At 54.2% G+C, this 25,793-nt stretch carries 30 protein-coding genes; 16 read left to right on the plus strand and 14 right to left on the minus strand.

All coding sequences use genetic code 11. The features are described from left to right. Positions 1-9 precede the first annotated feature (9 nt). Positions 10-930 carry a Kdo(2)-lipid IV(A) acyltransferase gene (locus OGX93_RS09755; protein WP_047457570.1) on the minus strand — a complete coding sequence of 307 codons (921 nt, stop codon included), beginning with the start codon at positions 928-930 and terminating at the stop codon, positions 10-12. Positions 931-1,148: 218 nt separating this feature from the next. Here OGX93_RS09755 and trhO point away from each other — a divergent pair, with 218 nt between their 5' ends. Further along, complete coding sequence (trhO, locus tag OGX93_RS09760) at positions 1,149-2,201, plus strand: oxygen-dependent tRNA uridine(34) hydroxylase TrhO (protein ID WP_012132873.1); 1,053 nt, start codon at positions 1,149-1,151, stop codon at positions 2,199-2,201. 222 nt (positions 2,202-2,423) lie between these two features. On the opposite strand, the gene OGX93_RS09765 is transcribed toward trhO, so the two are convergent. The 10 genes from OGX93_RS09765 to mdtH form a co-directional block, all read right to left on the minus strand. After that, on the minus strand, positions 2,424-2,999 hold the full coding sequence (locus OGX93_RS09765) for a YceI family protein (RefSeq protein WP_012132872.1): 576 nt from the start codon (positions 2,997-2,999) through the stop codon (positions 2,424-2,426). Continuing rightward, positions 2,996-3,568 (minus strand): cytochrome b, encoded by a 573-nt coding sequence (locus tag OGX93_RS09770; protein WP_012132871.1) that lies wholly within the window; start codon positions 3,566-3,568, stop codon positions 2,996-2,998. Before OGX93_RS09770 ends, OGX93_RS09765 begins: the two co-directional genes overlap by 4 nt. Before the next feature lie 262 nt (positions 3,569-3,830). Further along, on the minus strand, positions 3,831-3,944 hold the full coding sequence (locus tag OGX93_RS09775; protein WP_047457560.1) for a YceO family protein: 114 nt from the start codon (positions 3,942-3,944) through the stop codon (positions 3,831-3,833). Between the two features lie 50 nt (positions 3,945-3,994). Then, positions 3,995-5,113, minus strand: a complete 1,119-nt coding sequence (gene solA, locus OGX93_RS09780; protein ID WP_286449641.1) for an N-methyl-L-tryptophan oxidase — start codon at positions 5,111-5,113, stop codon at positions 3,995-3,997. A gap of 194 nt (positions 5,114-5,307) precedes the next feature. After that, entirely contained in the window at positions 5,308-5,562 is a 255-nt protein-coding gene (gene bssS / locus OGX93_RS09785) for a biofilm formation regulator BssS (RefSeq protein ID WP_012132867.1), read from the minus strand. A gap of 289 nt (positions 5,563-5,851) precedes the next feature. Beyond that, positions 5,852-6,097, minus strand: coding sequence for a DNA damage-inducible protein I (gene dinI, locus OGX93_RS09790; protein ID WP_012132864.1), 246 nt, complete (start codon positions 6,095-6,097; stop codon positions 5,852-5,854). Positions 6,098-6,175: 78 nt separating this feature from the next. Beyond that, the gene (gene pyrC, locus OGX93_RS09795; protein WP_286449640.1) at positions 6,176-7,219 is read right to left on the minus strand and encodes a dihydroorotase; all 1,044 of its coding nucleotides are present in this window, start codon (positions 7,217-7,219) and stop codon (positions 6,176-6,178) included. A gap of 105 nt (positions 7,220-7,324) precedes the next feature. Further along, the gene (locus OGX93_RS09800) at positions 7,325-7,885 is read right to left on the minus strand and encodes a lipoprotein (RefSeq protein WP_024130445.1); all 561 of its coding nucleotides are present in this window, start codon (positions 7,883-7,885) and stop codon (positions 7,325-7,327) included. A 122-nt stretch (positions 7,886-8,007) separates the two neighbouring features. Then, a complete protein-coding gene (grxB, locus tag OGX93_RS09805) occupies positions 8,008-8,655 on the minus strand; it encodes a glutaredoxin 2 (protein ID WP_024130444.1) in 648 nt (215 codons plus the stop codon). 63 nt (positions 8,656-8,718) lie between these two features. After that, a complete protein-coding gene (mdtH, locus tag OGX93_RS09810) occupies positions 8,719-9,927 on the minus strand; it encodes a multidrug efflux MFS transporter MdtH (RefSeq protein WP_012132860.1) in 1,209 nt (402 codons plus the stop codon). A gap of 360 nt (positions 9,928-10,287) precedes the next feature. Between mdtH and rimJ the strand changes: the two genes are divergently transcribed. The 4 genes from rimJ to murJ all read left to right on the plus strand — a co-directional run bounded on the left by rimJ (position 10,288) and on the right by murJ (position 14,231). After that, positions 10,288-10,872, plus strand: a complete 585-nt coding sequence (gene rimJ, locus OGX93_RS09815; protein ID WP_024130443.1) for a ribosomal protein S5-alanine N-acetyltransferase — start codon at positions 10,288-10,290, stop codon at positions 10,870-10,872. 10 nt (positions 10,873-10,882) lie between these two features. After that, a complete protein-coding gene (locus OGX93_RS09820) occupies positions 10,883-11,530 on the plus strand; it encodes a YceH family protein (RefSeq protein ID WP_115609389.1) in 648 nt (215 codons plus the stop codon). Between the two features lies 1 nt (position 11,531). Further along, complete coding sequence (locus OGX93_RS09825; protein WP_214143789.1) at positions 11,532-12,455, plus strand: Gfo/Idh/MocA family protein; 924 nt, start codon at positions 11,532-11,534, stop codon at positions 12,453-12,455. A 240-nt stretch (positions 12,456-12,695) separates the two neighbouring features. After that, positions 12,696-14,231 (plus strand): murein biosynthesis integral membrane protein MurJ, encoded by a 1,536-nt coding sequence (gene murJ, locus OGX93_RS09830; RefSeq protein ID WP_024130442.1) that lies wholly within the window; start codon positions 12,696-12,698, stop codon positions 14,229-14,231. 102 nt (positions 14,232-14,333) lie between these two features. On the opposite strand, the gene flgN is transcribed toward murJ, so the two are convergent. The 3 genes from flgN to flgA all read right to left on the minus strand — a co-directional run bounded on the left by flgN (position 14,334) and on the right by flgA (position 15,806). Continuing rightward, positions 14,334-14,756: a flagella biosynthesis chaperone FlgN gene (gene flgN / locus OGX93_RS09835; protein WP_012132851.1), complete on the minus strand. Its 423-nt coding sequence runs from the start codon at positions 14,754-14,756 to the stop codon at positions 14,334-14,336. Positions 14,757-14,760: 4 nt separating this feature from the next. After that, positions 14,761-15,054 carry a flagellar biosynthesis anti-sigma factor FlgM gene (flgM, locus tag OGX93_RS09840; protein ID WP_047457540.1) on the minus strand — a complete coding sequence of 98 codons (294 nt, stop codon included), beginning with the start codon at positions 15,052-15,054 and terminating at the stop codon, positions 14,761-14,763. Between the two features lie 92 nt (positions 15,055-15,146). Continuing rightward, positions 15,147-15,806 carry a flagellar basal body P-ring formation chaperone FlgA gene (gene flgA, locus OGX93_RS09845; RefSeq protein ID WP_012132849.1) on the minus strand — a complete coding sequence of 220 codons (660 nt, stop codon included), beginning with the start codon at positions 15,804-15,806 and terminating at the stop codon, positions 15,147-15,149. Positions 15,807-15,963: 157 nt separating this feature from the next. Here flgA and flgB point away from each other — a divergent pair, with 157 nt between their 5' ends. The 11 genes from flgB (at position 15,964) to flgL (ending at position 25,783) form a co-directional block, all read left to right on the plus strand. Then, on the plus strand, positions 15,964-16,380 hold the full coding sequence (flgB, locus tag OGX93_RS09850; protein WP_012132848.1) for a flagellar basal body rod protein FlgB: 417 nt from the start codon (positions 15,964-15,966) through the stop codon (positions 16,378-16,380). 3 nt (positions 16,381-16,383) lie between these two features. Continuing rightward, the gene (gene flgC, locus OGX93_RS09855; protein WP_012132847.1) at positions 16,384-16,788 is read left to right on the plus strand and encodes a flagellar basal body rod protein FlgC; all 405 of its coding nucleotides are present in this window, start codon (positions 16,384-16,386) and stop codon (positions 16,786-16,788) included. A gap of 11 nt (positions 16,789-16,799) precedes the next feature. Next, the gene (gene flgD / locus OGX93_RS09860; RefSeq protein ID WP_012132846.1) at positions 16,800-17,498 is read left to right on the plus strand and encodes a flagellar hook assembly protein FlgD; all 699 of its coding nucleotides are present in this window, start codon (positions 16,800-16,802) and stop codon (positions 17,496-17,498) included. 26 nt (positions 17,499-17,524) lie between these two features. Further along, positions 17,525-18,730 carry a flagellar hook protein FlgE gene (gene flgE / locus OGX93_RS09865; protein WP_012132845.1) on the plus strand — a complete coding sequence of 402 codons (1,206 nt, stop codon included), beginning with the start codon at positions 17,525-17,527 and terminating at the stop codon, positions 18,728-18,730. A gap of 20 nt (positions 18,731-18,750) precedes the next feature. Continuing rightward, complete coding sequence (gene flgF / locus OGX93_RS09870; protein WP_012132844.1) at positions 18,751-19,506, plus strand: flagellar basal-body rod protein FlgF; 756 nt, start codon at positions 18,751-18,753, stop codon at positions 19,504-19,506. A 13-nt stretch (positions 19,507-19,519) separates the two neighbouring features. Next, on the plus strand, positions 19,520-20,302 hold the full coding sequence (gene flgG, locus OGX93_RS09875; RefSeq protein WP_012132843.1) for a flagellar basal-body rod protein FlgG: 783 nt from the start codon (positions 19,520-19,522) through the stop codon (positions 20,300-20,302). Positions 20,303-20,356: 54 nt separating this feature from the next. Further along, entirely contained in the window at positions 20,357-21,055 is a 699-nt protein-coding gene (gene flgH / locus OGX93_RS09880; protein WP_024130441.1) for a flagellar basal body L-ring protein FlgH, read from the plus strand. A gap of 12 nt (positions 21,056-21,067) precedes the next feature. Continuing rightward, entirely contained in the window at positions 21,068-22,165 is a 1,098-nt protein-coding gene (locus tag OGX93_RS09885; protein WP_286449639.1) for a flagellar basal body P-ring protein FlgI, read from the plus strand. Further along, positions 22,165-23,115: a flagellar assembly peptidoglycan hydrolase FlgJ gene (gene flgJ, locus OGX93_RS09890; RefSeq protein WP_047457531.1), complete on the plus strand. Its 951-nt coding sequence runs from the start codon at positions 22,165-22,167 to the stop codon at positions 23,113-23,115. Before OGX93_RS09885 ends, flgJ begins: the two co-directional genes overlap by 1 nt. 64 nt (positions 23,116-23,179) lie before the next feature. Beyond that, a complete protein-coding gene (flgK, locus tag OGX93_RS09895; protein ID WP_286449638.1) occupies positions 23,180-24,814 on the plus strand; it encodes a flagellar hook-associated protein FlgK in 1,635 nt (544 codons plus the stop codon). Between the two features lie 15 nt (positions 24,815-24,829). Continuing rightward, entirely contained in the window at positions 24,830-25,783 is a 954-nt protein-coding gene (gene flgL / locus OGX93_RS09900) for a flagellar hook-associated protein FlgL (RefSeq protein ID WP_115626607.1), read from the plus strand. Positions 25,784-25,793: the final 10 nt, after the last annotated feature.

The raw sequence follows: 25,793 nt of genomic DNA on the forward strand, positions 1-25,793 counted from the left end.
CCTGATGAATCAGTAACGGGAGGGCATACCTTCAGGACGCGTTTTGAAACGGCGATGCAACCACATGTATTGCTCGGGCGCCATCATGATGCATTTCTCTACGATCGTGTTCATCCAGGCCGCGGTGGTTTCGGCGTCATCCAGCGGTGGTGAGCATTCCGGTGGCAGGAGAATCAGCTCATAGCCTTTGCCATCGGGTTTACGACGCGGAACAAACGGCACCAGACAGGCGTTGGACATCCGGGAGAGCATCCAGGTTCCTGACGTGGTGGCGGCCTGTTCCACGGCAAACAGCGGGACAAACACGCTGGCGCGCGGGCCATAGTCATGGTCCGGCGCATACCAGACCACTTCACCTTTTTTCAGCGCTTTGATCATGCCTTTCAGGTCTTTGCGATCGAGCATCGATTTGTTGGAGCGCATACGTCCCCAGGTCTGTAGCCAGTCGAGCAACGGATTGTCATTCGGACGATAAACGCCAATGCCAGGCTGTTGCAAACCAAACTGGCGCGCGCCCAGCTCCAGCGTCAGAAAGTGCAGGCCAACCAGCAGAATCCCTCGCTCCCGGGCCTGAACGTCGCGGATATGCTCAACGCCGCTGACATCTGTCCAGCGTGAAATACGGCGGTCGGACCAGAACCAGGCCATGCCGGTTTCCATCACGCCCATCCCGACAGACTCGAAGTTCTTTACCACCATCTGGTGGCGTTCTTGCTCGCTCATCTGCGGAAAGCACAATTCAAGATTACGATAGGCGATGCGGGCGCGGCGCTTCATAAAACGCAACGCCAGGCGTCCCATTGCACAACCCAGTTTGTAAATCACCGGGTAGGGCAATTGCACGACCAACCAAAGAGCACCAATACCCAGCCAGGTTAACCAATAACGTGGATGCAGTAGCGCAACGGAGAACTTAGGTAAATTCGTCATCTCTATCCTGTCTGTAAACGAGCAATTCCCTGTATTGTCGCATTTTTTCGTGTACAGCAAAAATTTGTGGTTGGAGAACGACGATAAAAGCGGCAATTGTTGTTAATTTCTTAGTATGAAGAATGAAATGTAGCGCAAAATGTGTGGATGTAAATTGGCGATGTTTGCTTTATGATGCCGCCCGATTTCATTTTTACTGATTGCAGGATACGTACACCATGCCAGTGTTACACAACCGCATTTCGAACGATGCGCTTAAAGCCCGGATGTTAGCTGAAACGGAGCCGCGCACGACCATCTCTTTTTATAAATATTTCACGATCGTCGATCCGCAGAGCACGCGCGACGCGTTGTACCAGATGTTTACCTCGCTGAATGTTTTTGGTCGCGTTTATCTGGCGCGTGAAGGTATTAACGCGCAGATCAGCGTGCCGCAAAGTCAGGTCGCGGCGTTTCGTGAGCAGCTGTATGCGTTTGATCCCGCATTAAACGGCTTGCGTCTGAATATTGCGCTGGACGATGACGGTAAGTCCTTCTGGGTGCTGCGTATGAAAGTACGCGAGCGGATTGTGGCTGATGGTATCGACGATCCGAATTTTGATGCCAGCGACGTTGGCGAGTACCTGAAAGCGGCGGAAGTGAACGCCATGCTGGACGATCCTGATGCCGTGTTTATCGACATGCGTAACCACTACGAATATGAAGTGGGGCATTTCGAAAATGCGCTGGAAATTCCGGCTGATACGTTCCGCGAGCAGTTGCCGAAAGCTGTTGAAATGATGCAGGAGCATAGAGACAAGAAAATCGTCATGTACTGTACGGGCGGTATTCGTTGTGAAAAAGCCAGCGCCTGGATGAAGCATAACGGTTTTAACAAAGTGTGGCACATTGAGGGCGGCATCATTGAGTACGCGCGTAAGGCGCGCGAGCAGGGACTGCCGGTGCGTTTCATTGGTAAGAACTTTGTGTTTGATGAGCGCATGGGAGAGCGGATCTCTGATGAGGTTATCGCGCATTGTCACCAGTGCGGCGCTCCGTGCGACAGCCATACCAACTGTAAAAATGATGGTTGCCATCTGCTGTTTATTCAGTGCCCGGCTTGCGCCGAGAAGTTTAAAGGCTGCTGTAGCGAGCTGTGCTGTGAAGAGAGCAGTTTGCCGGAAGAGGAACAGCGCCGTCGCCGCGCTGGCCGTGAGAACGGCAATAAAATCTTCAATAAATCGCGTGGCCGCCTGAATACCCAACTGGGCATTCCCGACCCGGCGGAATAACGTAGCGCCATCCGGCATTACGCCCGGTGGCGCTTCGCTTACCGGGCCTACAATATGTGCTGAAGGCGACGCTGTCATCCGGCATTACGCCCGGTGGCGCTTTGCTTACCGGGCCTACAATATGTGCTGAAGGCGACGCTGTCATCCGGCATTGCGCCCGGTGGCGCTCCGCTTACCGGGCCTACAATATGTGCTGAAGGCAATGCCGTCATCCGGCATTCGTTACTTCTGCTGTACGCCTTCCACCGAGATAATCAAATCGACTTCCTGCGATGCAGGGCCGAGGTCGGTGGTGATGTTGAAGTCTTTCAGCTTAATTTTACCTTCCGCTTCAAAGCCCGCGCGCTTCCCGCCCCACGGATCGTCACCCTGGCCGATCAGCTTCGCTTCCAGCGTGACTGGTTTGGTGACGCCGTTGAGCGTCAGGTCGCCGGTGATATCCAGCTCGTCGCCATCTTTTTTCACGCTGGTCGAGGTAAACGTCGCCTGCGGGAATTTCGCCACGTTCAGGAAATCAGCGCTACGCAGGTGCTTATCACGCTCCGCATGGTTGGTATCAACGCTGTTGGTGTTAATGGTGACGTTCACTTTATCCGCTGCCGGATTTTTTTCATCGAAGGTAAATGTTCCGTCGAAATCTTTGAACGTCCCGTACAGCCAGCTGTAACCCAGGTGCTGGATACGGAAGTTAACGAAGGCGTGTTGTCCCTCTTTATCAATTTTATAGTCTGCCGCGATTGCAGAACCAGTGGTGAATAACAGGGAAGCAAAAGTCAGTCCCAGCAGGCTTTTTTTCATTTTTCAACTCCATAGTCAGGCGACGATCTCCCCAGCATACGCTTCAGGGTGTCGTCTTTATCGATGAAATGGTGCTTCAGGGCCATTAGCCCATGCAGAACGGACAAAATCACAACGCTCCAGGCCAGCCACAGGTGCAGACTACCGGCAAGATCGGCCTGAGCGCCCGCGTCGGCCAGCGTGGCGGGCACGTCAAACCACCCAAACACGCTGATCGGTTTGCCGTCGGCGGTTGAGATCAGATAGCCGCTGATCACAATGGCGAAGAGCAGAAGATACAGCGCAAGGTGGCCCACCGCCGCACCCAGACGGGTCAGGCGTGAATAGCTTTTCAGCGCCTTTGGCGGTGGTGAGACGAAACGCCAGAAAACACGTATAACCAGCCCCATCATTAGCAGGATGCCGATACTTTTATGCAATTCCGGCGCCTGGTGATACCAGCCATCGTAATAGCTGAGCGTCACCATCCATAAACCCAGGGCAAACATGCCGTATACAACAATGGCGACCAGCCAGTGAAGCAATACAGAAATGGCGCCATAGCGCTGAGGAGTATTTTTGAATTGCATAAACACACCAATGGATATTTCAGGAGAGAATGAAAATGACCTGTTAGAGACATTAATGCAACTAATAAATAACAATCCTGGCGATATTTGTTTTTATTTCAATAAAATTGATTGAATTTGTCATTATGCGTCAGAAGATTCGAGGTGATTAGCGGTTTTATCTATATGGGGCAGGAGGGCGGGAGGTTTCTTATTGGTCAAATTATTACAATGAAAGTTAGAGTAATCTCAGGTTTTGTCAATTTTTGTCAGCTGAAATAAATTAAAAGAACATGATATAAATAATGTCCATGATGGCCAGCAGCGACCATAAAATAACGTAGAGCATAAAATGCTCACGAATATTATTGATCAGATAGTGAAAAATACGACGCACAGCCTGACTCCTCAAAAAGAAACGGCCCCGTTTGCGAGGCCATTGGGTCATTATTGCGTAAAGCGGTTCAGTTTGAATGGCGTCAGGTCAAAAGCCGGCGATTTACCCTGCGCGAAATCGGCGGCAATCTCGCCCAATACCGAGGCGAACTTAAAGCCGTGGCCGCTCAGACCGGTGACGATCAGCGTATTATCATGTTCCGGTAATGTATCGATAATAAAATCTTCATCCGGGGAATTATCATAGGTACAGGCGGCGCCGTTCAGGCAGCAGCCAATGCCGGGCAGGATAGTGCGCAGGAAGGGGAACGCTTCGGAACCATCGCTGGCGACGGCGGCAAACGGCTTGCGCTCTTCCGGTGAGTGAATCAACTGACCACCGTTGTGTTTTCCTATTTTTAATGCGTCGTTTTCGGCGGGAAAACCGTAATACTGATCGCCGTTCGGGAGTTCTCCAGTGAACGCCGGGAAGTTATTTTTCATGCTGTAGCGCCCGTCAGCCTGATACCAGGCAAAAACTTTACGAACGGGTTGGATAGGGAGTTCCGGCACCAGCGCCTGTACCCATGTACCGGCACTGATCAGCACTTTCTTCGCGCGGTATTCGCCGTCAGCGGTTTCAACGGTAACGCCGTCGCTATCGTGATGAAGGGCGGTGACGGGGCAGTTAAAGAGCTGCGCGCAGCCAGCCTCTTCGGCAAGGCGAACCCAGGTTTTGATCGCCAGTTCACTGCGCAGAAAACCGGAGTCCGTTTCGAACAGGCCAATGTAGTTGTCAGGGACGCGAATTTCAGGCCAGCGCGCCATGATGGCGGCGGCATCCAGTTGTTCAACGTTCAACTGCCATTGCTGTGCGCTATGCGCCACGTTCGCCAGAAATGGCGAGTCCGCCGGGCCGAGGTTTATGACGCCGGAGCGGACGAAGATGGGATCTTCATTATGCGTTGAAAGCTCTTCCCATAACGTTTGCGCACGCAGCACCAGAGGAACGTATTTCTCACCCTCGCCATAAGCGTGACGGATTAACCGGGTATCGCCGTGATGGCTGCCCTGTTGATGTGGCGGCATATGGGCATCTGTCATCAGAACCTTCAGTCCGGCGCGAGTGGCATAATATCCGGCTGCGGCGCCGACGGAACCGCTGCCAATAATGATTAAGTCGTATTTCATCAGCTTCTCTCTGCTATCGCGATTATTGCAGGGTAAATAAGTGAATTGAGATATACAAGTTATACTCGTCATGCTTTCGGATTGCCGTCGCGGCGGCGCGTTTGTCGGCCGACTTTCTGTCAGTGGAATTATTGAGGGTATGAAACGATAAAGGCACCTTTTAAGGTGCCTTTGGGTGGAGGGGTCGCGTCACGTTAATGACGGCGATACTCATTTTCCTGGTAATCGCCAGATTCAATTTTGGCGATGCCTGCTTCTAATATCGAAATAAATTGTCTGGCAACATCGGTGGTTAACCAGAGCGTCTGACCAACTTCAGTCCCATCAGGGTCAGGGCGATTCGGGGTCTGGTAGTGCAAACGCAACATCAGCGCATCATAGCTGTCAACGGTGCTGATGTCCCATCCTACAAGCGGATGAGTCTGAATGACTTCATTATTCTTTTCCATTATGCCCCCTAATACGTGTTACAAGACAACGGTTTTCGAGGTTCAATGCGTGTTTTTTTCTGAAGCAACTTCAGTATATCAATAAATAAGGCTATTCACTGGAAATTTAAAGGGTGACAGAATAAATTTCTTCTTTTTAAGAATTATGTGCACAATAAAACAGCATGTTATTCATATTTTTTTGGCATGTTGTGCAGTTATTTTGAGTAATGGATTAAAAAGCGACCAGTTGCGCAAATAAAAAAGCCGGGGCGACCCGGCAAAAACGAACATTACTGCATATCATTTTTTATTCATTGACGAACCAGTCATCCGCGCTTTCCCAGGTTTCCTGTAGGATTTCGCTGATGCGTTCTTTATCCTCTTTTGTCGCGCCAATGACCGACAGATTGTTGGCTGCGGCATAACGGACGACAACATTGCCCGCGTTATCTGGAAAAGAGTGATGGATACGGCGGGAGAGTTCACCGGCCAGCGCGTCAATCGCGCCAGCAGGCAAAGGTGACGTTTTCGCTATAGTGACTTCAATACGCATAATGGCCCCCTGTTGAATATACTGTGTATTTATACAGTTAACCTTTCTGGCTTACAACAGTTGGCCACATTTTTTTTATTATTTTACTGACCAGCGTACGCGCGCGCCGCCCAGGAAGGGCACCAGTGAGTCATCGGCAAGCGTGATGCTTTCCGGGACGAGCTGCTCTTCGCGTACCAGTTCAACGTAGGTTTCATTGACCGGCAGGCCGTAGAACCGTGGCCCATTGAGTGAGCAGAACGCTTCAAAATGCGCGAGGGCGTTCATCTCTTCAAAGACCGTAGCGTAGCTGCCAAGCGCCGTCGGGGCATTAAAGCAGCCTGCGCAGCCGCAGCTGGTTTCTTTCCGATGACGGGCGTGCGGCGCGGAGTCGGTACCGAGGAAGGCGCGGCTAAATCCGCTGGCGACCAGTTCACGCAAGGCCTGCTGGTGGACGTTACGTTTGAGGATCGGCAGGCAATACAGATGCGGGCGAATGCCGCCAACCAGCATATGGTTGCGATTAAACAGCAGATGCTGTGGCGTGATGGTGGCGGCTAACAGCTCGTTGCCGTCGCGAACGTACTCTGCGGCATCTTTGGTGGTAATGTGCTCAAACACAACCTTCAACGCCGTCAGACGCTGGCGCAGCGGCTCCATCACCGTTTCAATAAACCGTGCTTCGCGGTCAAAAATATCGATATCAGCATGGGTAACTTCGCCGTGTACCAGCAACGGCATGCCGAGTTTTTCCATGCGCTCCAGTACCGGCATGATCGTATCGACAGAGGTGATGCCGTGGCTGGAGTTGGTGGTCGCGTTGGCCGGATAGAGTTTTGCTGCGGTAAAGACGCCTTCGCGGAATCCGCGCTCAAGCTCATCAGGATCAAGCGTATCCGTTAAGTAGCAGGTCATCAGTGGGGTAAAGTCATGCCCGGCAGGAACGGCATCAAGAATGCGCTGGCGGTATGCGATGGCCGCATCGACCGTCGTAACAGGTGGCGCCAGGTTCGGCATCACTATCGCGCGGCCATAAATTTCACTGGTGTAAGGCACGACAGTTTTTAACATGTCGCCATCGCGAAGGTGAACGTGCCAGTCGTCTGGGCGGCGGATCTTTAAAACCTGGGATGGTGCAGTCATCAATATGCTCCGGCTGGGGGGATAGTCATTTTTGCCGGAAACCAAGGATAAGCGGAAACGTTTTCGTTTGCACGAAAAAAAAGGGCGCAAATGCGCCCAGGTGCGTTAGTCGGTGAACGGGATGATGATTTCGCCCGGTTTAACCTCTATGCCTTTGGCATATTTTTTCGCCAGCGCTTCGCCTTTGCTGCTGTCTTCACGCAAAACGTAGGCCGGTTGCTGATTAAAATAATTACGCAACGACTGATTCAGGTAAGGCATCAGCGTTTGCAGCACCGATTGCATTTTTTCCGGCGTTACGGTTGCATCCACCACTTCCATTTCTTGCAGATAAATCGCGCCTTTTTCTTTGTTAAAGACCGGTAGCGCTTTCAGCTTCAGTTTCATGGTGGCTTTCTGGCTGCCAAACAGGGAGCTCATATCCAGGTTCGCATCACCGGTTAGCGTGACTTTGTTGGGCTCTTCCCGGCCAATCTGGCTGCTGAGATTCGTCAGAACAATATGCGCATCCGCGATGCCCGGTAAGCCAATGTCTTTGGAAAAATTATTCCGTTTTTCAAGCGCCTGATTAATTTCTTGCTCGCTTACCGTGTACTGCGTGAGTTGGTTGCAGCCAACCAACAGGCCGCTAACCAACAATGCAGCGGCAAAGACAATCTTTTTCATGGGGTTCCTCAACATGATGCCCGTGTCGTAATCCTGACACAAAGCAGCATGTGGCACCAGCACGCCGCGCACCAGCAGAAAAAACTGAAAGGGTGGCGGCATGGCGCCTCCACCCACAAGCATTAGAGGGCCATAGACGATAACAGGTTGATTTGCGTCTGTTTTGCCATGTTATCACGGTAATCAGCGACCCGGGTTGGCCAGTTTATGCCTGCGACCAGCGTCAGGTTACGTAATAACGGGAACAAATGAATATCGTCTTCAGACAGTTCACCGTTCACGGCATTGGGCTGCACAATCAATTTATCCAGCGCGCGCAGATCGTCGCTGATGTTTTTGATGAGCCCACTGGAATGCGCCAGATTTTCGCCAAAGTCGCCAATCATGGCCTCTTTTTTCTCAGTGAAGTATTTCCGCGCCGACGGCGTGGAAAACTCATCAAATGCCGATTTTGCGAAACGCGGAAGGAGCAGGCGATTGGCGTAACCGTTAACTTTGCGTAGCCACTCATCAATCGCGGGGTTCTGTTTTCCGATCAGCAAGGGTTTGCCGTCAAGGTTGTCCACATAATGGACGATATCCATACTTTCGGGCAGATAACGGCTGTCGTCCTTTTGCAGAATGGGCGCCATTTTTTTGCCGATCATGCGGGTGGGCGTTGCGTCGTCGTCGTTTGCCAGGACGTTTAGCTCAACGGGAATATTTTTCAGGCCGAAAATCATGCGGGCTTTGATGCAGAAAGGGCAGTGATCGTAAATATAAAGCTTCACGTTTCTCCTCCATTTAACTGTCGGTTCTCTTTCAGTATGGAGGAGATGAAAGCAGGTATCAAATCAGGCGCCTGGCTCCAGCATGCCGCGTGGCGTCCGTTTGTGGCTGAATTGCCAGCCGAGCGCAAGAAAGGTCATGATTCCGATTACCCCAAGCATCATCCAGGGCAGTTCAGGCTGTTGCAGCGCTTTCCCCATATCGAACAACCATCCTCCGCCGATATACCCTATCGCGCCGCCAATGGCTAAACCCAGTCGACTGAAGCCCATATAGCTGCCGCGCGCCCGCGCATCGGCCAGCGAGGCGCTGAGCGTTTCACGCGCCGGTTCTGCAATGACCGAACCGATATAGAACGTGCAAATGAGCGTGAAGAGCTGCTGTAAATTACCGACCAGCCCGACAGGCAACATACTGAGCGACATCAGCAGCAGTCCGGCCATCAGGCGGTGCTCCAGGCGAAAACGTTTCTCGCTCCAGCGGGCGATTGGATAGAGCAGCGTCAGCGAGAGGCAGGCTTCGATCGCATACATCCACTTGACGGCGGACGGTGATCCCGCGATGTCATTGACCATGATGGGCAGCATCAGCATCACCTGTACGGCCAGCATGTAGTATCCCGCCAGGGTCAGTACGTAAGTCACGAACCGTTTGTCCGCCATGACGCGCCCCATGCCCTCGCGTACCGGGATTTTCACCGTTGACAGCTTCCACGCCGGAAGCAGCCAGGCGTTAAACGCGGCGCACAAAACGAACAGTACCGCCCCCGTCGCGCATACCAGACGAAAGTCATACTGCAACAACCAGCTACCCAATAGCGCGCCAGTCACGGCGCCCGCGCTGTCCTGCATCATCAACAGCGAAAAGAAACGACCGCGTTGTTCAGGGCGAATCAGCTTGACGACCAGCGCAGAGCGCGGCGGATCGAAAAGGGTGCCGCCAAGCCCGGAAAGAAAGCAGGAAAACCAGAGCAGCCAGGGCTCATGGGCGATCCCCATCGTCGCGAATCCGGCTGCGCGCATAAGCATCCCGGTAACAATCATTGGTTTCGCGCCAAAACGATCGGCAATCGCGCCGCCAAAAATGCCCAGCCCTTGCTGGATGAACTGGCGCAGGCCGAGCGCAATGCCGACCATCAATGCCGCCCAGCCCATCTGGTCGACAAAGCGAATGGAGATCAGTGGAAACACCACGAAAAAGCCTAATACGACCAGCATATTATCGATGAGCAGGAAATATTTACCCAGGTTCCTGGCCTGCGAGACACGCGACATTTCCCCTCCCGGGAAAGACACTCGTCATCCTTCACGTCGCAGGCGCGTCGGCGGCGTTCGCGCTCCCCGGCCACGTATTTCTGTGCGCTTTCAGGGAGTGACTCGCTTGCCGCCATCCTGCAACTCGAATTCTGTTGAGTTTAAAAGGTGAGCACCTTCTATTCTGCGGTGTCGGCGCGTTTTTTCCCACCTTTGCCGGGACAATATTTTTTTATCAAAAGTCCATCTTGATAGAGAGTTTTCATCAAAATGTGTGAATAAGCCAAAAAATGACGATTTGCACTTTTCACAGAGCGTACAGGCGCAGGTATAGTAACGTTATCAGGGTGTGAAGACGTTACGGGAAGGAGTAGGTATAGAATGTTTGGCTATCGCAGTAACGTGCCAAAAGTACGCTTAACAACCGACCGTCTGGTTGTGCGTTTAGTACATGAGCGTGATGCCTGGCGTCTGGCCGATTATTACGCGGAAAATCGTCATTTTTTAAAACCCTGGGAACCCGTTCGTGATGAAAGCCACTGCTATCCTTCGGGCTGGCAGGCGCGTCTGAGCATGATCGCCGAATTTCATAAACAGGGCTCAGCGTTCTATTTCGCGCTGCTCGACCCGGAAGAGAAAGAGATCATCGGCGTGGCCAATTTTTCTAACGTGGTGCGTGGCTCATTCCACGCCTGTTATCTGGGATACTCCATCGCACAAAAGTGGCAGGGGCAGGGGCTGATGTATGAGGCCTTAACCTCGGCGATTCGCTATATGCAGCGTACGCAACATATTCACCGTATTATGGCGAACTATATGCCGCATAATAAGCGCAGCGGCGACTTGCTGGCGCGGCTCGGCTTTGAAAAAGAAGGGTATGCGAAAGATTACCTGTTGATTGACGGACAGTGGCGCGATCATGTGCTGACGGCGTTGACGACGACTGAATGGACCCCCGGTCGCTAAGGAGAGGACGATGAAATACGAACTAACCGCCACTGAAGCGCGAGTGATTGGCTGCCTGCTGGAAAAACAGGTGACAACGCCGGAGCAATACCCGCTCTCGGTTAACGGCGTGGTTACCGCCTGCAATCAAAAAACCAACCGTGAACCGGTAATGAACTTATCGGAGCATGAGGTGCAGGAACAGCTTGATAATCTGGTGAAACGCCATTTTCTGCGGACGGTGAGCGGTTTCGGCAATCGCGTCACCAAATATGAACAGCGCTTCTGCAACTCCGAGTTTGGCAATCTTAAACTGAGTCCGGCGGAGGTGGCGCTGATTGCCACGCTGCTGCTGCGTGGCGCCCAGACGCCAGGTGAACTGCGCAGCCGTGCATCCCGCATGTATGAATTTAGTGATATGGCGGAAGTGGAAACGACGCTGGAACAGCTTGCCACCCGTGACGACGGCCCTTACGTAGTGCGCCTGGCGCGCGAACCGGGTAAGCGTGAAAGCCGGTATATGCACCTGTTTTGCGGCGAAGTCGATGAACCGGTGAGTTCAGATGACGCGCCGCAGGCGGCGTCGGGCGATCTGCATGCGCGCGTTGAGGCGCTGGAAGGCGAAGTCGCGGAACTGAAACAGCGCCTTGATTCGCTCCTGGCGCACCTGGGAGACTAACGTGAAAAAATTACGTATCGGTGTTGTTGGGTTAGGGGGGATCGCCCAAAAAGCCTGGTTGCCCGTACTGGGCGCATCCGGCGACTGGACGCTACAGGGGGCCTGGTCTCCTTCGCGGGATAAGGCGCTGCGCATTTGTGAAAGCTGGCGGATGCCGTACGTTGAGTCGTTGCCAGCGCTGGCGTCAACCTGCGACGCCATTTTCGTCCACTCCAGCACGGCGACGCATTATGAGGTGGTGAGCGAACTGCTCAATGCCGGAGTTCATGTCTGCGTCGATAAACCGCTGGCGGAAAACCTGCGCGATGCGGAACGGCTGGTGGCGTTGGCCGCGCGCAAAAATTTGACGCTAATGGTCGGGTTTAACCGACGCTTCGCTCCGCTCTACCGCGATCTGAAAGCGCAACTGGGCGCCGCCGCTTCTGTCCGTATGGATAAACACCGGACGGACAGCGTCGGGCCGCATGATTTGCGTTTCACGCTGCTGGATGACTACCTGCACGTTGTGGACACCGCGCTGTGGCTGACGGACGGCAAGGCGCAACTGAACGGCGGCACGTTGCAGACCAACGATCTTGGTGAGATGCTGTATGCCGAGCACCATTTTGGGGCGGATCAGTTGCAAATCACCACCAGTATGCACCGTCGCGCCGGGAGTCAGCGTGAATGTGTGCAGGCGGTGACGGACGGCGGCCTGTTTGATGTGACGGACATGCGCGAATGGCGCGAGGAACGCGGTCAGGGCGTGGTGCATAAACCCATTCCGGGCTGGCAGACAACCCAGGAACAACGTGGATTTGCCGGATGCGCCCGTCATTTTATTGAATGCGTGCAAAATCAGACGGTTCCTGAAACGGCGGGCGAACAGGCGATTCTGGCGCAGCGCGTCGTAGAGAAACTCTGGCGCGAGGCAATGAGCGAATAACGCCCTGTAACATCTGGCTGTAGTAATTCATCATAATCCAGGTACTATATGCCAACTCAAAATGACACCTCTTTCTGACAGAGAATGATGGCAAACCGTGGATCGTTCTGTCGGCCTGATAAGACGTTTTTACGTGGTTATCAGGCACAGCGATATTGCCGGATGGCGGCGTAAACGCCTTTATCCGGCCTGCGGTCGGCCATGCAAGGGTTTTGCTCCAGGGTCTGGAATACAACACTGATGAATTTATTAAAATCGCTGGCTGCCGTCAGCTCGATGACCATGTTTTCGCGCGTGCTTGGTTTTGCGCGTGACGCGATTGTCGCCAGAATTTTTGGCGCAGGGATGGCGACCGACGCCTTTTTCGTGGCATTCAAGTTACCGAATCTGTTGCGGCGCATTTTTGCCGAAGGGGCATTTTCCCAGGCGTTTGTGCCGATCCTTGCAGAATACAAGAGCAAGCAGGGCGAAGAGGCGACCCGGGTTTTTGTCGCCTATGTCTCCGGCCTGCTGACCCTGGCGTTAGCCGTAGTGACGGTGGCCGGTATGCTCGCCGCGCCGTGGGTGATCATGGTAACCGCGCCGGGTTTTGCCGATACCGCTGATAAATTCGCCCTGACCACCAAACTGCTGCAAATCACCTTTCCGTATATTTTGCTGATTTCGCTGGCCTCGCTGGCGGGCGCGATCCTCAACACCTGGAACCGTTTCTCGATTCCTGCGTTTGCGCCCACATTTCTGAACATCAGTATGATCGGCTTTGCGCTGTTTGCCGCGCCGTATTTTAATCCTCCCGTACTGGCGCTGGCCTGGGCGGTGACGGTGGGCGGCGTGCTGCAACTGGTTTACCAGCTTCCTCATCTGAAGAAAATTGGGATGCTGGTATTGCCGCGCATCAATTTCCGTGACGCAGGCGCGATGCGCGTTGTGAAGCAAATGGGCCCGGCGATCCTCGGCGTTTCGGTAAGCCAGATATCTCTGATCATCAACACCATTTTCGCCTCGTTTCTGGCTTCCGGTTCAGTCTCCTGGATGTATTATGCTGACCGACTGATGGAGTTCCCGTCAGGGGTTCTGGGCGTGGCGCTGGGCACCATTTTGCTGCCTTCACTGTCTAAAAGTTTTGCCAGCGGCAATCATGATGAGTATTGCCGTCTGATGGACTGGGGGCTGCGTCTGTGTTTTCTGCTGGCGTTGCCGAGCGCCGTCGCGCTGGGCATTCTGGCCAAACCGCTGACGGTATCGCTGTTCCAGTACGGCAAATTCACCGCCTTTGATGCGTCGATGACCCAGCGCGCGCTGGTGGCCTATTCCGTTGGTCTGATCGGCTTAATCGTGGTGAAAGTTTTGGCTCCGGGATTTTACTCGCGCCAGGATATCAAAACGCCGGTCAGAATCGCCATTGTGACGCTGATCATGACCCAGTTGATGAACCTGGCGTTTATCGGGCCGTTGAAGCATGCCGGTCTGTCGCTGTCTATTGGTCTGGCGGCGTGTCTGAATGCGTCGCTGCTGTACTGGCAACTGCGCAAACAGAAAATCTTTACTCCGCAGCCGGGCTGGACGTGGTTCCTGACCCGCCTGGTGATTTCCGTGCTGGTGATGTCCGCCGCGCTGGTTGGCATGTTGCATATTATGCCTGAGTGGTCAGAAGGGACGATGCTGTGGCGTCTGGCCCGACTGATGGCGGTTGTGGTTGTGGGGATTGCCGCCTATTTCGCCGCGCTGGCGGTGTTGGGCTTTAAAGTGAAGGAATTTACTCGCCGGACGGCATAGAGCCTCTATCCGGCCAATCGCCCGGTGGCGCTGTCGCTTACCGGGCCTACGAGTTGTTCTGTAGTCGTGTAGGCCGGATAAGGCGTAGCCGCCATCCGGCAATCAGATAGAGATTTTTTTCCCGCCACGGTGGGGAGAGGCGGTTTGACCGTTCGCGCCATATAGCGTCGGTTCCTGATGCGGTTTCAGCATGTCGAGCGCCTGATGATTCCGTTCAATCTGCCCTTCCAGCAGCCAACCATTATGTTGGTTGAGATCGCGTAAATGCTGCGTTTTTTCCGTAATCGCCTGCCAGCGTCTGGCGACATCATCATTAACGTTACGCTGCGCATCTTGTTCAAGACGGCGCTGCTGCTCCAGATAATCCAGCGTCGCCAGTAAAGAGCTTTTTTCTTCTGTAATACGCTGTAACTGGCTACCGTTAATGTGACCTACGGAGAGCTGCTGCTGCTCGGCATCCATCACCTTTTTCAGGTCATTGAGGACAGCCGTCATATGATCCAGAATTTCTGACAGACGAGTCATACGCTTATTTACTCTGTAAGTAGCTCTGCGCCTCGCGGATCAGCGAGTCTGCAATTTTACCGGTGTCCATCTTCAACTCACCGTTACGAATCGCCGTTTTCAGGGTTTCCACGCGCTCCATATTGATATCGCCGGTGCCGGGTTGCATCAGTTTCGCCTGAGCATCGCTTAACTTCACACTGGTACTGGTCGTGGTTGACGCTTTTTCCTGACGCGCTTTTTGTACCGGCGCATCGCTGGTTTCGCGCGGTTGGACAGTGCTAACGGGCTTCAAAGGTGAGGTACGGTCAATGCTCATTTATTTATCCTCATCGAGGGGTTACGCTGTAGCAGCCAGCTATCATCATTGGTTGATTATTTATCGGCAGCCACTACAAAATCTTTAACTCATTATAGATTAATAAGAATATTCCCATCAGGATCGACGGTTCCACTCACGACCTGGCCTGACAACATGCGTACGCGCGCGTTTTGCGCGACGGCGGCATTGTTCAGTGCCTGGCCTTCCGCATTGACGCTAAATCCGTCGCCGTTCGCCACCACCAGAACGCGCTGACCGGCTTTTATCCGCCATGCCTGGCGCAACATACTGAGCTGTATTGGCTGCCCGGGAACGAGGTCGCGCAAGCTGACAGCGTCCTGAATCTGGTTGATGTCCAGGACGGTTCGCGGGGGAAGCTGATCCAGCCGTCCGCGTTTTAGCGTGATGTTAGCCGGGCCAAGTGCACCGCCACGGGCGACGGGGGCCGCGGCAACAACGTAATTCCCCGTTGCCTGTACATTTACCTGTAGGTAGCGCTTTTCGTTCGCGCAGCGCGCCAGTACGTTCACATGCCCCCATAACTTCGCACTTCCGGTTACGCTCAGCGCGGGCTGTTCGCAATTCGGCAACAGATTGGGCGACGTGCGGATCGTGACGACGACGTCATCGCTGAACCCTGCCAGACGCTGAGAAAACCAGTCCGTTAACTGGGCATTCAGATCCTGAGCCATCGTCAGGGGGCTGAACAGCAGCGCCAGCAGCGCTATTCCACGTTTTAACGTTTGCATCGTCACTTCCCGCCAGTTTAAGCAATGACAGGATTCTACCTGCGTACCACAAGCATCAACGCAACAAATAGCGACGCATTTTGCGTTTATTCCGGCGATAACGCGCGCGTGATGGGATTTAAGCTGTCGGCTGAATTTTGTCATTTGCGGAGGAGATATGCTCGATAAGCTCGATGCCGCCTTACGTTTTCAACAGGAAGCGCTGAATCTGCGCGCTCAACGCCAGGAGGTGTTGGCCGCCAATATCGCTAACGCCGACACCCCTGGGTATCAGGCGCGTGATATGGATTTCGCCAGCGAACTCAAAAAAGTCATGGTGCGTGGCCGGGAAGAAACCGGTGGGATCGCGTTGAAGCTCACCTCTGCACAACACATTCCGGCCCAGACCGTCGCGTCTCCTTCGGTGGATCTGCTCTACCGTATTCCTGACCAGCCGTCCCTTGATGGCAATACCGTCGATATGGACCGCGAGCGTACGCAGTTTGCGGATAACAGTCTGAAATACCAGACGGGCCTCACCGTGTTGGGTGGACAAATCAAAGGCATGATGAATGTGCTACAGGGAGGAAACTAATTCGTGGCGCTGTTAAACATTTTTGATATTGCCGGGTCGGCGCTCACCGCGCAGTCCAAACGTCTTAACGTGGCGGCCAGTAACCTGGCGAACGCCGATAGCGTCACCGGGCCGGACGGTCAGCCGTATCGCGCTAAACAGGTGGTCTTTCAGGTAGACGCGGCGCCAGGGGCGGCAACCGGTGGGGTAAAAGTGGCGGACGTCATTGAAAGTCAGGCGCCGGACAAACTGGTGTATGAGCCTGGCAACCCGCTGGCGGACGCCAATGGGTACGTAAAAATGCCTAATGTGGATGTGGTCGGTGAAATGGTCAACACCATGTCAGCCTCGCGCAGCTATCAGGCAAACGTCGAAGTTCTTAATACCGTGAAAAGCATGATGCTTAAAACGCTGACATTAGGCCAGTAAAGGAGGCGCGTATGTCTATTGCCGTAAATATGAATGACTCGACCAACTCGGGAGTCGCATCCACCAGCAGTGGCAGTTCGCTGACGGGAAGCAGCGCAAGTGATTTACAAAGCAGCTTCCTGACATTGCTGGTCGCGCAGTTGAAGAATCAGGACCCGACCAACCCACTGCAAAACAACGAGCTGACCACGCAACTGGCGCAGATCAGCACCGTTAGCGGAATTGAAAAACTGAACACCACGCTGGGCGCGATTTCCGGGCAGATCGACAACAGCCAGTCGCTACAGGCCAGCACCCTGATTGGTCATGGCGTCATGATCCCCGGCACCACCATTCTGGCCGGTACGGGCACCGAAGAGGGCGCGACCATCACCACGACGCCGTTTGGCGTGGAGTTGCAGCAGGCAGCGGATAAAGTCACCGCCACCATTACCGACAAAGACGGCAAGGTGGTGCGCACGATCAATATCGGCGAGCTGAAGGCTGGCGTTCATACCTTTACCTGGGACGGTACGTTGGAGGATGGCACAAGCGCGCCAAACGGTTCCTATAACGTCGCGATCGCCGCCAGCAACGGCAGTACGCAGCTTGTGGCGCAACCGCTTCAGTTTGCGCTGGTTCAGGGGGTTATCCGCAACAGTAGCGGCAATACCCTGGATTTAGGGACCTACGGAACCACCACACTCGACGAAGTACGGCAAATCATTTAAGCCTTTACACTTATCAGGAGTAAGTCATGGCCTTTTCTCAAGCGGTCAGCGGTCTGAACGCAGCAGCGACCAACCTCGATGTTATTGGTAATAACATCGCCAACTCCGCCACCTACGGGTTTAAATCCGGTACGGCGTCTTTTGCTGATATGTTCGCGGGCTCCAAAGTGGGCCTGGGCGTTAAAGTCGCCGGGATTACCCAGGACTTTACCGACGGCACTACCACCAACACCGGGCGTGGCCTGGATGTTGCGATTAGCCAGAACGGTTTCTTCCGTCTGGTAGACAGCAACGGCTCCGTTTTCTACAGCCGTAACGGCCAGTTCAAACTGGATGAGAACCGCAATCTGGTTAACATGCAGGGGCTGCAACTGACCGGCTATCCGGCAACCGGAACGCCGCCGACGATCCAGCAGGGGGCGAACCCAGGCCCGATCACCATCCCGAACACCCTGATGGCCGCGAAGGCGACTACCACGGCGTCTATGCAGATCAACCTTAACTCCAGCGATGAACTGCCGTCGAAAACGCCGTTTGATCCGAGCGATGCGGATTCCTATAACAAAAAGGGTACCGTTACCGTTTTTGACAGTCAGGGTAACGCCCATGATGTGAATGTGTTCTTTGTTAAGACGCAGGACAACACCTGGGAAGTTCACACCATGGACAGCAGCGATCCAACCGCGACGCCGACGTTGTCTACCACGATGGAATTCAATGAAAACGGGATGCTGGTTTCTGGCGGTTCCGCCAATATCGTCACTGGCGCAATTAATGGTGCGGACCCAGCCTCTTTCTCCCTGAGCTTCCTGAATTCCATGCAGCAGAACACCGGTGCGAACAACATCGTCGCGACCAACCAGAACGGCTATAAGCCGGGCGATCTGGTGAGCTATCAGATCAACGATGACGGCACCGTAGTGGGTAACTATTCCAACGAACAAACGCAGGTTCTGGGGCAGATCGTGCTGGCTAACTTCGCCAACAATGAAGGTCTGGCTTCTCAGGGTGATAACGTCTGGGCGGCGACGCAGGCTTCAGGCGTTGCGCTGCTTGGTACGGCGGGTACGGGTAACTTCGGTAAGTTGACCAATGGCGCGCTGGAATCCTCAAACGTGGATTTGAGTAAAGAGCTGGTGAATATGATCGTCGCGCAGCGTAACTATCAGTCAAACGCGCAGACCATCAAAACCCAGGATCAGATCCTCAACACCCTGGTTAACCTGCGCTAAGCGCCTGACGGGATGGCTTAATGGATCACGCAATATATACCGCCATGGGCGCGGCCAGTCAGACGCTTAATCAACAAGCGGTGACGGCCAGCAACCTGGCGAACGCCTCCACGCCGGGTTTTCGTGCGCAACTTAATGCGTTGCGCGCGGTGCCGGTGGAAGGTCTCTCTTTACCGACGCGTACGCTGGTGGCCGCATCCACGCCGGGAGCCGATATGACGCCCGGGCAGATGGATTACACCTCGCGCCCGCTGGATGTGGCGCTGCAACAGGATGGCTGGCTGGTTGTTCAGACCGCTGATGGTAACGAGGGATACACCCGTAACGGCAGCATTCAGGTGGACCCGACCGGGCAACTGACAATTCAGGGGCATCCGGTTATCGGTGAAGCCGGGCCGATTGCCGTTCCTGAAGGTTCAGAAATCACTATCGCGGCAGACGGGACTATCTCTGCGCTTAACCCTGGCGATCCGGCCAATACCGTCGCACCGGTAGGACGTCTGAAGCTGGTGAAAGCGCTTGGCAGCGAAGTGCAACGCGGCGATGACGGTATGTTCCGTTTAAGCGCGGCGACACAGGCTGCGCGTGGCCCGGTGTTGCAGGCTGACCCGTCCATTCGCGTGATGTCTGGCGTACTGGAGGGCAGTAACGTGAATGCGGTGTCCGCCATGAGCGATATGATCGCTAACGCCCGCCGTTTTGAAATGCAGATGAAGGTTATCAGCAGCGTGGATGACAATGCCGGGCGCGCTAACCAACTGCTGTCGATGAGTTAATACAGGACATTTTATGATCAGTTCATTATGGATCGCCAAAACCGGCCTGGACGCGCAGCAAACCAACATGGATGTGATTGCCAACAACCTGGCAAACGTCAGCACCAATGGTTTTAAGCGTCAACGCGCGGTGTTTGAAGACCTGCTGTACCAGACGATTCGTCAGCCTGGCGCGCAGTCGTCAGAACAGACGACCTTACCTTCTGGTCTGCAAATCGGTACGGGCGTTCGCCCGGTCGCCACCGAGCGTCTGCATAGTCAGGGCAACCTGTCTCAGACCAACAACAGTAAAGATGTCGCCATCAAAGGGCAGGGCTTCTTCCAGGTGATGTTGCCGGATGGCACTTCTGCTTATACCCGTGACGGTTCTTTCCAGGTGGATCAGAACGGCCAACTGGTCACGGCAGGCGGCTTCCAGGTACAGCCAGCGATCACCATTCCGGCGAACTCGCTGAGCATCACCGTGGGTCGCGATGGCGTGGTAAGCGTAACTCAGCAGGGGCAGGCCGCGCCAGTACAGGTGGGGCAGCTTAACCTGACCACGTTCATGAACGATACGGGTCTGGAAAGCATTGGTGAAAACCTGTACACCGAAACGCAATCCTCGGGTGCGCCGAATGAGAGTACGCCAGGGCTTAACGGTGCGGGTCTGCTGTATCAGGGCTATGTCGAAACCTCTAACGTAAACGTGGCGGAAGAACTGGTGAATATGATCCAGGTTCAGCGCGCTTACGAAATTAACAGCAAAGCGGTATCGACTACCGATCAGATGCTGCAAAAACTGACGCAACTCTAAGTGTCGTCCGGTGAGGGAAACCTCACCGGCACACTGATTTTGAAGATGAAGGCAATGCAAAAATACGCTGCGCACCATTACCCGATTATGGCCCTGCTGGTGGTTTCACTGACAGGATGTGCCTGGATACCTTCCACACCGCTCGTGCAGGGCGCGACCACTGCACAGCCCATACCGGGCCCGACTCCGGTGGCGAATGGTTCCATTTTTCAGTCTGCGCAGCCGATTAACTATGGCTATCAGCCGCTGTTTGAAGACCGACGTCCACGCAATATCGGCGATACGCTGACGATTGTATTGCAGGAAAACGTCAGCGCCAGTAAGAGCTCCTCCGCCAATGCCAGCCGTGACGGTAAAACCAACTTCGGCTTTGATACGGTTCCTCGTTATTTGCAGGGATTGTTCGGCAACGCGCGTGCAGATATGGAAGCCTCTGGCGGGAACTCCTTCAATGGTAAAGGCGGCGCGAACGCCAGCAATACCTTTAGCGGCACGCTGACCGTGACCGTCGATCAGGTACTGGCAAATGGCAATTTACACGTCGTGGGTGAAAAACAGATCGCCATTAATCAGGGCACTGAGTTCATCCGCTTCTCCGGGGTCGTGAACCCACGCACCATCAGCGGCAGCAACTCCGTTCCGTCAACACAGGTTGCGGATGCGCGCATTGAATATGTCGGCAACGGCTATATCAACGAGGCGCAAAATATGGGTTGGCTGCAACGTTTCTTCCTTAACTTGTCGCCGATGTAAGCGAGGTCTCCAGTGTTTAAATCTCTTGTTGGAATTGTACTGATACTGGCAACCACCCTGGCGCATGCCGATCGTATTCGGGATCTGACCAGCGTGCAGGGGGTGAGGGAAAACTCGCTGATTGGTTATGGGCTGGTAGTTGGCCTGGACGGGACGGGCGACCAGACGACCCAGACGCCCTTTACCACCCAGACGCTGAATAACATGCTGTCTCAGTTGGGGATCACCGTCCCGACGGGCACCAATATGCAGTTGAAAAACGTTGCGGCGGTAATGGTCACGGCGCAATTTCCGGCATTCGGTCGCCAGGGGCAAACGATCGACGTGGTGGTGTCCTCAATGGGGAACGCGAAAAGTCTGCGCGGCGGTACATTGCTGATGACGCCGCTGAAAGGGGTCGATAGCCAGGTGTATGCCCTGGCGCAGGGAAATATTTTAGTCGGCGGCGCAGGGGCGTCTGCGGGCGGCAGCAGCGTGCAGGTTAACCAACTCAATGGCGGGCGTATCACCAATGGCGCAATTATTGAACGCGAGCTGCCCAGCCAGTTTGGCGGCGGAAATACCCTCAATCTGCAACTGAACAACGAAGACTTCGCAATGGCGCAGCAGATCACTGACATCATCAACCGTGCCCGTGGCTATGGCAGTGCGACTGCGCTGGATGCGCGCACGATTCAGGTTCGCGTACCCAGCGGCAACAGCTCGCAGGTCCGTTTCCTGGCGGATATCCAGAATCTGGAGGTGAACGTCACACCACAGGACGCGAAGGTGGTGATTAACTCCCGTACCGGTTCCGTGGTGATGAACCGTGAAGTGACGCTGGACAGCTGCGCCGTCGCGCAGGGCAATTTGTCCGTAACGGTGAATCGCCAGGCGAACGTCAGCCAGCCGGACACGCCGTTTGGCGGGGGGCAGACGGTCGTCACGCCACAAACGCAGATTGATTTACGTCAGAGCGGCGGTTCGCTGCAAAGCGTCCGTTCCAGCGCCAACCTGAACAACGTTGTCCGCGCGCTGAATGCGCTGGGCGCCACGCCGATGGATCTGATGTCCATCCTGCAATCCATGCAGAGCGCGGGTTGTCTGCGCGCCAAACTGGAAATTATCTGATGATTGGTGACAGCAAACTGTTGGCCAGCGCGGCCTGGGATGCGCAATCGCTCAATGAGCTGAAAGCCAAAGCGGGGCAAGACCCCGCGGCGAATATCCGCCCGGTCGCTCGTCAGGTTGAAGGGATGTTTGTGCAGATGATGCTGAAAAGCATGCGTGAAGCGCTGCCGAAAGACGGCATATTCAGCAGCGATCAAACGCGACTGTACACCAGCATGTATGACCAGCAGATTGCGCAGCAGATGACCGCCGGTAAAGGGTTGGGACTGGCGGAGATGATGGTCAGGCAGATGACCGAGGGGCAGACGCAGCCTGCGGAAGAAGCGCCGCAGGTACCAATGAAGTTCCCTCTGGAAACGGTGACCAGCTATCAAAATCAGGCGCTGACGCAGCTGGTGCGTAAGGCGATGCCAAAAGCGCCGGAAAATAATGATGAGCCGCTGTCCGGCGACAGCAAAGACTTCCTGGCCCAGCTTTCGCTTCCGGCACGCCTGGCGAGTGAACAAAGCGGCGTGCCGCATCATCTGATTCTGGCGCAGGCGGCGCTGGAGTCGGGATGGGGTCAGCGACAGATCCGCCGTGAAAATGGCGAGCCGAGCTTTAACCTGTTTGGCATTAAGGCCTCGTCCAACTGGAAGGGGCCGGTAACAGAGATCACCACCACCGAATATGAGAACGGCGAAGCGAAGAAGGTAAAAGCGAAATTCCGCGTTTACAGCTCCTATCTGGAGGCGCTATCGGATTATGTGGGGCTGCTGACCCGTAACCCGCGCTATGCCGCGGTGACCGCCGCGTCTACCGCTGAACAGGGCGCACAGGCGTTACAAAATGCCGGTTATGCAACCGATCCTGACTATGCGCGTAAATTAACCAGCATGATTCAACAGCTGAAATCCATGAGCGACAAGGTGAGCAAAACGTACAGCGCGAATCTCGACAATCTCTTTTAAATAGCTCAAGTCCAGAAACCTGCTGCCGATAATAACCAGTATTGAAGGATTACAAGGAACCTCCATGTCCAGCTTAATTAACAACGCCATGAGCGGACTTAGCGCAGCCCAGGCTGCGTTAAATACTGCCAGTAATAACATCTCCAGCTATAACGTTGCCGGGTATACCCGACAGACGACGATTATGGCGCAGGCCAACAGTACGCTGGGAGCGGGCGGTTGGGTCGGTAATGGCGTCTACGTTTCTGGCGTACAGCGTGAGTATGATTCTTTTATTACCAATCAGTTACGCGCAGCGCAGAATCAGAGCAGTGGTTTGACCGTGCGGTATGAGCAAATGTCGAAAATTGATAACCTGCTCTCCAGTACCACTAGCTCAATTTCGACCTCCTTGCAGGATTTCTTCTCCAGCCTGCAAACGCTGGTCAGCAACGCGGAGGACCCGGCGGCGCGTCAGGCGCTTATCGGTAAAGCCGACGGCCTGGTAAACCAGTTTAAAACGACCGATCAGTACCTGCGCGATCAGGATAAGCAGGTCAATATTGCCATTGGCTCCAGCGTTGAACAGATCAATAATTACACGAAGCAGATCGCCAGCCTAAACGATCAGATTTCCCGTCTGACCGGGGTGGGCGCGGGCGCTTCACCGAACGATCTTCTCGACCAACGCGACCAACTGGTGAGTGAGCTGAACCAGATTGTTGGTGTGGAAGTTAGCGTCCAGGACGGCGGCACCTATAACCTGACGATGGCGAATGGCTATACCCTGGTGCAGGGCAGCAGTGCTCGTCAACTGGCTGCGGTGCCGTCCAGCGCCGATCCGTCACGCACCACGGTCGCCTATGTTGATGCGACTGCCGGAAACGTTGAAATCCCGGAAAAATTGCTCAATAGCGGCTCGCTTGGCGGGTTGCTGACGTTCCGCTCTCAGGATCTGGATCAGACTCGCAATACCCTCAACCAGCTGGCGCTGGCCTTTGCCGAAGCGTTTAATGCCCAGCATAAACAGGGATATGATGCCAATGGCGATCAGGGCGAGGACTTCTTTTCCATCGGTAAACCGTCCGTATTGAGTAATGCGAAAAATACGGGTAGCGGAACCTTGTCTGCGGAAGTCACCGACAGTTCCGCGGTACAGGCTACCAATTATAAGCTGGTATTTGATGGTCAGGACTGGCAGGTCACGCGCTTGTCAGACAACACCAGCTTTAAGGCGATTGAAACCAACGGGAAACTGACGTTTGATGGGCTGGAAGTGACGGTCGGGGCAGGGGCAAATGCGAATGACAGCTTTACCCTGAAGCCGGTCAGCGATGCCATTGTGAACATGAACGTGCTGGTGACCGATGAATCCAAAATCGCAATGGCCTCTGATGCTGATGCGGGTGAAAGTGATAACCGTAACGGTCAGGCACTGCTGGATTTACAAACCCAGAAAACGGTAGGCAATAAGTCCTTTAATGATGCTTACGCGACGCTGGTCAGCGATGTGGGGAACAAAACCGCTACGTTGAAAACCAGCAGTACGGCGCAGGGTAATGTCGTGACGCAATTGTACAACCAGCAGCAATCGATTTCCGGCGTTAACCTTGATGAAGAATACGGCAACCTGCAACGCTATCAGCAGTACTACCTGGCGAACGCCCAGGTGCTGCAAACCGCGAATACGCTGTTTGATGCGCTGTTGGGCATTCGCTAAGGGAGAGGAGGATAAATGCGTATCAGTACCCAGATGATGTACCAGCAGAATATGCGTGGTATCACCAATTCCCAGGCTGAATGGATGAAGTACGGTGAGCAGATGTCCACCGGTAAGCGCGTGATTAATCCATCTGACGATCCTGTCGCTGCTTCTCAGGCTATCGTACTCGCTCAGGCCCAGGCTCAGAACAGTCAGTATGCGCTGGCACGTACCTTTGCCACTCAGAAAGTGTCGCTGGAAGAAAACGTGCTAAGCCAGGTGACTACTTCGATTCAAACGGCGCAGGAAAAAATCGTTAACGCCGCTAACGGCACCTTAAGCGACGATGACCGTGCCTCGCTGGCGATCGAACTACAGGGGGTTCGCGATCAGTTAATGAACCTGGCCAACAGCACCGACGGCAACGGTCGTTACATTTTCGCGGGCTATAAAACTGAAAAAGCGCCGTTTGATCAGGCGAATGGTGACTATAGTGGGGGCACTGAAAACATCATCCAACAAGTTGATGTTTCGCGTACGATGGTAATTGGCCATACGGGCGATCAGATTTTTAATCGTATTACCAGTAATGCCGTACCGGAGCCTGATAACAGCGCCTCAGAAACCAACCTGTTTGCGATGCTGGATACGGCCATTGCAGCGCTGAATACGCCGGTTGCCGGCGATGATGTGAAGAAGGCGGAAGCCGATGCGGCGATTGATAAAACGAATCGCGGTTTAAGAAATTCACTTAATAACGTCCTGACCGTTCGTGCGGAACTGGGAACGCAATTGAGTGAGCTGGATTCCCTGGATTCATTGGGAAGTGAGCGCGCGCTGGGTCAGGCGCAGCAGATGAGCGATCTGGTCGATGTGGACTGGAACGCGGCCATCTCGTCGTATGTAATGCAACAGGCTGCGTTACAGGCGTCCTATAAAGCGTTTAGCGATATGCAAGGAATGTCTCTGTTTCAGTTGAACAGATAGCACATGTTTT

This window comes from Citrobacter sp. CK195, assembly GCF_030333365.1.
Lineage (GTDB): Bacteria > Pseudomonadota > Gammaproteobacteria > Enterobacterales > Enterobacteriaceae > Citrobacter_B > Citrobacter_B koseri.

Excerpts from the sequence above, each read along its gene's own strand:
- OGX93_RS09755 (WP_047457570.1), bottom strand. The coding sequence starts at position 930 with ATGACGAATTTACCTAAGTTCTCCGTTGCGCTACTGCATCCACGTTAT.
- trhO (WP_012132873.1), top strand. The coding sequence starts at position 1,149 with ATGCCAGTGTTACACAACCGCATTTCGAACGATGCGCTTAAAGCCCGG.
- OGX93_RS09765 (WP_012132872.1), bottom strand. The coding sequence starts at position 2,999 with ATGAAAAAAAGCCTGCTGGGACTGACTTTTGCTTCCCTGTTATTCACC.
- OGX93_RS09770 (WP_012132871.1), bottom strand. The coding sequence starts at position 3,568 with ATGCAATTCAAAAATACTCCTCAGCGCTATGGCGCCATTTCTGTATTG.
- solA (WP_286449641.1), bottom strand. The coding sequence starts at position 5,113 with ATGAAATACGACTTAATCATTATTGGCAGCGGTTCCGTCGGCGCCGCA.
- bssS (WP_012132867.1), bottom strand. The coding sequence starts at position 5,562 with ATGGAAAAGAATAATGAAGTCATTCAGACTCATCCGCTTGTAGGATGG.
- dinI (WP_012132864.1), bottom strand. The coding sequence starts at position 6,097 with ATGCGTATTGAAGTCACTATAGCGAAAACGTCACCTTTGCCTGCTGGC.
- pyrC (WP_286449640.1), bottom strand. The coding sequence starts at position 7,219 with ATGACTGCACCATCCCAGGTTTTAAAGATCCGCCGCCCAGACGACTGG.
- OGX93_RS09800 (WP_024130445.1), bottom strand. The coding sequence starts at position 7,885 with ATGAAAAAGATTGTCTTTGCCGCTGCATTGTTGGTTAGCGGCCTGTTG.
- mdtH (WP_012132860.1), bottom strand. The coding sequence starts at position 9,927 with ATGTCGCGTGTCTCGCAGGCCAGGAACCTGGGTAAATATTTCCTGCTC.
- rimJ (WP_024130443.1), top strand. The coding sequence starts at position 10,288 with ATGTTTGGCTATCGCAGTAACGTGCCAAAAGTACGCTTAACAACCGAC.
- OGX93_RS09820 (WP_115609389.1), top strand. The coding sequence starts at position 10,883 with ATGAAATACGAACTAACCGCCACTGAAGCGCGAGTGATTGGCTGCCTG.
- murJ (WP_024130442.1), top strand. The coding sequence starts at position 12,696 with ATGAATTTATTAAAATCGCTGGCTGCCGTCAGCTCGATGACCATGTTT.
- flgN (WP_012132851.1), bottom strand. The coding sequence starts at position 14,756 with ATGACTCGTCTGTCAGAAATTCTGGATCATATGACGGCTGTCCTCAAT.
- flgM (WP_047457540.1), bottom strand. The coding sequence starts at position 15,054 with ATGAGCATTGACCGTACCTCACCTTTGAAGCCCGTTAGCACTGTCCAA.
- flgA (WP_012132849.1), bottom strand. The coding sequence starts at position 15,806 with ATGCAAACGTTAAAACGTGGAATAGCGCTGCTGGCGCTGCTGTTCAGC.
- flgB (WP_012132848.1), top strand. The coding sequence starts at position 15,964 with ATGCTCGATAAGCTCGATGCCGCCTTACGTTTTCAACAGGAAGCGCTG.
- flgD (WP_012132846.1), top strand. The coding sequence starts at position 16,800 with ATGTCTATTGCCGTAAATATGAATGACTCGACCAACTCGGGAGTCGCA.
- flgE (WP_012132845.1), top strand. The coding sequence starts at position 17,525 with ATGGCCTTTTCTCAAGCGGTCAGCGGTCTGAACGCAGCAGCGACCAAC.
- flgF (WP_012132844.1), top strand. The coding sequence starts at position 18,751 with ATGGATCACGCAATATATACCGCCATGGGCGCGGCCAGTCAGACGCTT.
- flgG (WP_012132843.1), top strand. The coding sequence starts at position 19,520 with ATGATCAGTTCATTATGGATCGCCAAAACCGGCCTGGACGCGCAGCAA.
- flgH (WP_024130441.1), top strand. The coding sequence starts at position 20,357 with ATGCAAAAATACGCTGCGCACCATTACCCGATTATGGCCCTGCTGGTG.
- flgJ (WP_047457531.1), top strand. The coding sequence starts at position 22,165 with ATGATTGGTGACAGCAAACTGTTGGCCAGCGCGGCCTGGGATGCGCAA.
- flgK (WP_286449638.1), top strand. The coding sequence starts at position 23,180 with ATGTCCAGCTTAATTAACAACGCCATGAGCGGACTTAGCGCAGCCCAG.
- flgL (WP_115626607.1), top strand. The coding sequence starts at position 24,830 with ATGCGTATCAGTACCCAGATGATGTACCAGCAGAATATGCGTGGTATC.